The organism is Martelella sp., from assembly GCF_984369615.1.
The window spans coordinates 1-5,917 of the sequence record NZ_CFHTCS010000276.1 but is presented as its reverse complement, the minus strand read 5'-3'; the positions used below and the strand labels follow the sequence as shown (position 1 = coordinate 5,917).

The window sequence follows — 5,917 nt, the reverse complement described above, 5'->3', positions numbered from 1 at the left end:
CGGAAATCCACTTAGCAAAACGCCCGAAACTGTTCAGACAAACCGAGCCAACTCTATTATGCATTTCCGGTCCTGGATGGAGTGCTTTGACCATGTCAAATACCGCCTCCGACATAACCCGACTACGGGCCGCGCTTGCGGCTTCGCAGGCCCGCGCCGAGGCCGCCGAGAGCGAGCTGGCGCAGGTCCGGGCGGTGGTCTCGACCGAGCAGGCCATGATCAAGCATCTGAAGCCGGAGATCACCGAACTCCGACGGGAAAACTATGGCCACAGCTCGGAGCGTCGCGTCCGGCTGATCGACCAGATGGAGCTGCAGCTCGAAGAACTCGAAGCCGCTGCGACCGAAGACGCGATCGACGCTCTGAACATGGCGAAGACTAAGGCCGTCGCCAGTTTTGGGCGGCGCCGTCCGGCGCGCAAGCCTTTGCTATTCCGTTGTAACAAGCTGAAACCAGTTGTCGAGAAAGCGCCCACGTTTGATGGTGTCAAGAAAGACGAGCAACTCTGGCCCCAGAGTTATTCTTTGCTCGCTTCCAGGCGCAGCAGCACGGACAGTAAGCCCAAGAACGTCGTTGGCAAAGACCGTGCGTCCCTCCGCTGATAACATCGCTGCGGCGACGAAGGCACCAAGCGGATGAGTGGACTTGTCTGGGACGAAGATTGTCCAGGGAACCGATAATAGGTAGTCCTGAGGTTCTATATAGTCGATCGGCGCTCCATCTGCCTGTGCAGAGATGACACTGGAGAGGGGAATATTGTATCCGAGATCGATTTCGCCGGCGGCAAGCGCTGTGAGCAGCTCGGTGCCGGTTTCGAATATCCGTGCCTGTACGCTTCCGAAATCACGCGCCAGCCGCCAGGACAGAGCTGAGCGAAGCGAATCTTGTGTGGCGAGAAGGTAGGAGATGCTGTCGATCCCAACGTTGACGATACCAATTCGTTGGTAATAGGGGCTTGGTGACTGCTCCAGGGCGCGTGCGAGTGCCAGTCTTGTCGTCGGCAGGTCACCTGTTGTCATGGTATCCTCTTTGCGGATGACGAAGACGGCGGGATCGGAATGCATTTCAAAGAGTTCGTTGCGCCAGTGCGGTGGGCGCCCGTCCGGTCCCGCCGAGGCTATAAAGTCGACCAGTGGCCTGACGAAGCCATTGTTGCTCAGCGAGACGGCAATATCCGGCACAGGAAGAAGCACGATATCAGCGGAACCGAAGGTCGGTGTTCTGACCAAAGCGGCAATCTGCGGCGGGCGGAGCGAGGAGTAGTTGATAGTTAGCGAGGGAAAGCGCGTTTCAATCCAATCCAATAAGGGAGCCATGTTGTCGTGCGGCAATGTGCTTACGATCGTGAGGTCCGGCTCCGGCTGCTGCGCATTCAGGTCTGCCGGAGGCAAGAGCGCTGCCAGGCTCAGGAACGCGAATGCCGGCAACCTGATCCAGCCTGCCCGAAACCAGGGCTTGCGGGGCGTCTTGTCTGCGCCGGAGGCATTTGGGATTGGAAGGCGGACCTCCACCCGCAATCCGCCGCCGTCAGCTTCGTCGAGTTCGATTGTTCCGTGCGCCGCGCTGATAACCTCACGGGCGATGGCGAGGCCGAGTCCTGAGCCGGGCCTGTCCATCCGGTCCCGCACATAGCGCTCGAAAACGGCTTCCCTGCGGTCGAGCGCGATACCGGGCCCTTTGTCGCAAACAGTGAGCACGGCCTCGCTGCTCTGTGTCGTGACCGTCACCCGTGTCGGGCCTGGTGCATGCAGAAAGGCATTTTCGATCAGGTTGCGGATCATTTCGATCATTCCGACCGGATCGGCATCGATGAGTACCTGTTGGTCCGGGCGCGAGAACTCAACCTCACGGAGACCTTCTGCGAACTCGCCATTGCTCCCGATGCGGTTCAGTGCTTCTTCGACATAGTCGGATAGGTCGCCGGTCTCCGCCTCCCTCATCTTGAGTTTATGCAAAAGCGTTGCGTCAGTGAGCCATCGGTTTGCCAGAGTGCTGGCGGTGGCGGCGTTGCGATGAATCCTTGCGACCCTGTCGCGCATGATCTCAGCATCAGTTTCGTCGAGCGCAACCTCCGCCTGCGCGCGCAGCGCTGCAAGTGGCGTGCGAAGCTGATGGGCGGCATCAGCCGTGACGCGCCTCAACCCCTCCAGCGTCGAGGCGAGCTGGGCCATGAAATCATTGAGTGCGACGACGAGCGTTTCGATTTCCCTGGGGACGTCCCGTGAAATCGGGCTGAGGTCGGAGCGGGCTCGGTTGCGCAGGACCCTCGCCACCGAGCGTAGAGGCCGGAACGCAAGGCGGATGCCGCCCCACATAAGGAGAAAGGCGGCGACAGCGACGGCCGCCGCTGGAACGAGCGAGTCGACGATAAGATGGCTGGTCAGTGCGTTGCGTGATTCCCGCGTTTCGGCGACCAGCACGTCAATCCATCCCGCATCTCCGGTTGTCGCGTCGGTTCTGTAACGCGCTACTGCCGCGATGCGCACCGGCTCGCCGTCCATCGTTCCGTCCGAAAGCCTGAGGGAGGGGGTCTGCGGCGTCTCGATATCGAGGCCCAGAACCGGAGAGCCGGTGACGACCGACCCGTTCGGCGCCACGACCCGATAGAATATTCTGTTCATCTGGGTCGTTCCCAGGATGGCGAAGGCCGAATAGGGGATATCGACGATGACGTTGCCGTTCTCATAGGCGGCGGTATCAGCAATGGCCAGGGCCGCCGCTCCCAGCACGCGGTCGAAAGCTTCATCAGCGGCGCGGTAGGCATTGCTGTAGGCGGTGTTGTAGAGCAGGGCCCCGGCGAGAAGAAACACGAACCCGGCGCTTGCAATCACCGCTTTTTCGATCGAAAGGCGCGCCAGCCGCTGCCGGATTGAAAGGCGGTCGGTCATTTCCTGCTCCGGTTTCTCCTCTTCGGCAGAAGTCTTAACGCTGGCTGCTTGTTTCCCGCAAGATGTAGCCGACTCCGCGCTGCGTGATGATCTCGACCTGGGCGCCCTGCAGTTTTTTTCGCAGACGAGAGACCAGCAGTTCCACCGCATTGGGCGTGCCCGCGTCATCATGGCCGAAAAGCCTGACTACGACATGCTCCTTGTTGACCGGCGTGCCGGGCGCTTTGGCCAGCGCCTCAAGCATATCGTATTCGCGGCGGCCGAGCTCGAGCGGTGCGCCGGCAAGGCTGGCCGCCCGGTTGTTCATGTCCAGTCTGAGATCGCCAAAAACGATTTCGCCGGTCGTTATGCCGCTGCTGCGGCGCGCAAGCGCGCGCACCCGAGCCGCCACCTCGCTGAGATCGCAGGGCTTGACGATGTAATCGTCGGCGCCAAGATCGAGCAGTCCCACCTTGTCGGCGATCTGGTTGCGGGCTGTCATGACCAGAACCGGCGTTCTGCTTCCGCCGTGACGGATTGCCGAAAGAACTTCGAAACCGTCGCGTTTCGGAAGGTTGATGTCGAGGATGACGACATCAAAGCCGTCGCTCATGGCGTAGTCCTCGCCGCGCTCGCCATCGCCGACATGTTCGACATCGTGCCCCTCGCGGCGCAGCTTTGTCGCAATGGCGTCGGCAAGGTCTTCCGAGTCTTCAACTAATAGTATTCGCATTTCTTCCCATGACAGGACTCTGACAGAAAATCCGCCTAGTCTCTTCTCCCAAGGGCCAAGGCGAAATCGCACGCGAGTTCTCCGGGTCCGGGAGGAGACTATACTTTGACGAACGCAGGAAGAACAGGCTTGCTGGCTTGCGCCATTGCCGTTTGCGCGTCGGCCGCCATGGCGGGCGCCGATGCCGAGCAATGCGCGAGGCCCTATCTGGCGGCGCCATACAGCGACTGCAACAATGATCTCGTCGCCGACCTTCCCGCCGACCCGGCGCTGTGGAGGAACCCGCCGACGCTGGTTTGGGCCTATGCGCCGATCGAGGATCCGGCGGTTTACGCCGAGCTCTTCAAGCCTTTCACCAACCACCTGAGCCAGTGCCTCGAACGACAGATAGTCTACTATCCCGTCTTGACCGGTGCCGCCGAAATCGAGGCTCTGAAATCGGGGCGGCTGCATTTCGCCGGGTTCGCGACGGGATCGACGGTCACGGCCGTTCGCGAGGCCGGCGCCGTGCCTTTCGCGACCAAGGGAATAGGCGACGAGGTCCGGGGCTATCGTCTGATCTCCGTGGTGCGGAAGGGGTCTCCCTATCACAAGCTCAGTGATCTTGTTGGCGGGCGGGTGGCGCATTCCAGTCCGTTGTCCAATTCCGGAAACCTCGCGCCCAGGGCCCTGTTCCCCGAACAGGGGCTGCGACCCGACATCGACTATATACCGATCATGTCCGGCGGGCATGATAAGTCCCTGCTTGGACTGGTCGCCGGCGATTACGACATGGCCGCCGTCGCGTCGGATGTTTACGAGCGCATGGCGGACAGGGGCATGATCGATCCCGAGAGCGTGCGGATCATTTATGAAAGCCCGCTCTTTCCGACATCCTCGTTTGTCTATGCGCATGATCTCGATCCGGAGCTGTCATCCGCCCTGGAACGCTGCTTTTTCGGCTTTCTGTTCCCGCCGGAGATGCAGGCGGAATTCAATGGTGACACCAATTTCATTCCGCTTTCCTTCAAGGACAGCTGGGCGACGGTGCGCGACGTCATGGTCAGGGCAAACGCCATGGCGGAATAGAGCTTAGCCGAAGCGGCGGCGCCCGACAGCGCCGCTTACTCACACACGCAACAGCCGAGGTAAACTTCAATGGGATCTTTCACGGGATCGCCACCGGGGACGACTGTGCCCGCGGACAGGGGCAAAAGCCGGATCCATCGCTGGCTTTACTACAGCCGCATTGCGGCGAACGAGCCGGCGGGACTGCTCGCCATCGTTCTCCTTGTACTCTTCTTCTACCTGATTGCCGCGCCCGTCCTTCTGTTGCTGGCAGATGCATTCCGGGTTCAGTACGCCGAGCAGGCGCGCACCGGAAAAGAGGTGGGGGCGCTGACAACCTATTACGTCCAGCGGGTCATGCTTTCACCCATCGCCCGGGATGTTTTCTGGACGCCGCTTTTCAATACGGCGACCATCGCGGCGGGTGCGATCGTCGTCGCGCTTGTCGTCGGCACACCGCTCGGCTGGCTCCTGAGCCGCACCGATCTTCCGGGCAAACGCTGGTTTTCGACCGCGCTCATCGTTCCCTACATGCTGCCGTCATGGACCTTTGCCCTGGCATGGACGACCCTTTTCAAAAACCGGACGACCGGCGGCGCCACCAGTTGGGCGGAGGCGGTTGGCTTCGAGCCGCCGGACTGGCTCGCCTACGGCTTCCTGCCGATTACGCTGATCCTGGCGTTGCACTACACGCCCTTCGTGATCCTGCTTTTCGGAAACGCCCTGCGCAAGTTCGATTCTCAACTTGAGGATTCCGCCCGCATTCTCGGCGCCGGCCGATGGGACGTGGCGCGTCGCATAATATTGCCTTTGATGCTGCCGGCGCTGGTTTCCGCTTCAACACTGATCTTCGCCAAATGCCTCGGAGATTTCGGCGTGGCCTATATCGTCGGGGTTCCCGTCGGCTATGATGTTCTTGCCACCTCGCTGTTCCGCGCGATCAGCACCAGCCAGACCGGCGTCGCTGCCGTCCTGGCCGGAACGATCGTTCTGCTCGGCGCCGTCTCCATTCTCATCGACATGCGCCTTTTGAAGGAAGCGCGCCGTTTCGAGACGATCGGTTCGAAAAGCGCGATGAACAGGGTGACGCCGTTGCGAAAGTGGCGGCTTCCGGCGACCGGCTTCGCTCTTCTCGTTTTCACCGTCAGTGCAGCCATTCCGCTTCTGGCATTGGGGCTGACCACGGTGATGCTGCGTCCCGGCGTCTTCGCGATGGACAACTTCACCCTGGATTTCTGGCTGGGCCGCAACCTCAAGACGACGGCACTGC

At 61.0% G+C, this 5,917-nt stretch carries 4 protein-coding genes and 1 pseudogene; 3 read left to right on the top strand and 2 right to left on the bottom strand.

Annotated elements, in window-relative coordinates:
- Positions 1-92: 92 nt before the first annotated feature.
- Positions 93-425, top strand: a pseudogene (locus AC5DC2_RS18000) (transposase domain-containing protein); the annotation flags it as partial.
- A 3-nt stretch (positions 426-428) separates the two neighbouring features.
- On the opposite strand, the gene AC5DC2_RS17995 reads toward AC5DC2_RS18000, so the two are convergent.
- Positions 429-2,888 carry a sensor histidine kinase gene (locus AC5DC2_RS17995; RefSeq protein WP_491699468.1) on the bottom strand — a complete coding sequence of 820 codons (2,460 nt, stop codon included), beginning with the start codon at positions 2,886-2,888 and terminating at the stop codon, positions 429-431.
- A gap of 34 nt (positions 2,889-2,922) precedes the next feature.
- Positions 2,923-3,600 carry a response regulator transcription factor gene (locus AC5DC2_RS17990; RefSeq protein WP_491699467.1) on the bottom strand — a complete coding sequence of 226 codons (678 nt, stop codon included), beginning with the start codon at positions 3,598-3,600 and terminating at the stop codon, positions 2,923-2,925.
- A gap of 105 nt (positions 3,601-3,705) precedes the next feature.
- Here AC5DC2_RS17990 and phnD point away from each other — a divergent pair, with 105 nt between their 5' ends.
- Together phnD and AC5DC2_RS17980 are read left to right on the top strand one after the other, a co-directional pair.
- Complete coding sequence (gene phnD / locus AC5DC2_RS17985) at positions 3,706-4,668, top strand: phosphate/phosphite/phosphonate ABC transporter substrate-binding protein (protein ID WP_051424123.1); 963 nt, start codon at positions 3,706-3,708, stop codon at positions 4,666-4,668.
- Positions 4,669-4,773: 105 nt separating this feature from the next.
- Positions 4,774-5,917, top strand: a 1,144-nt coding sequence (locus AC5DC2_RS17980; RefSeq protein WP_491699466.1) for an ABC transporter permease, incomplete at its 3' end; no start/stop codon positions are given.

Excerpts from the sequence above, each read along its gene's own strand:
- AC5DC2_RS17995 (WP_491699468.1), bottom strand. The coding sequence starts at position 2,888 with ATGACCGACCGCCTTTCAATCCGGCAGCGGCTGGCGCGCCTTTCGATC.
- AC5DC2_RS17990 (WP_491699467.1), bottom strand. The coding sequence starts at position 3,600 with ATGCGAATACTATTAGTTGAAGACTCGGAAGACCTTGCCGACGCCATT.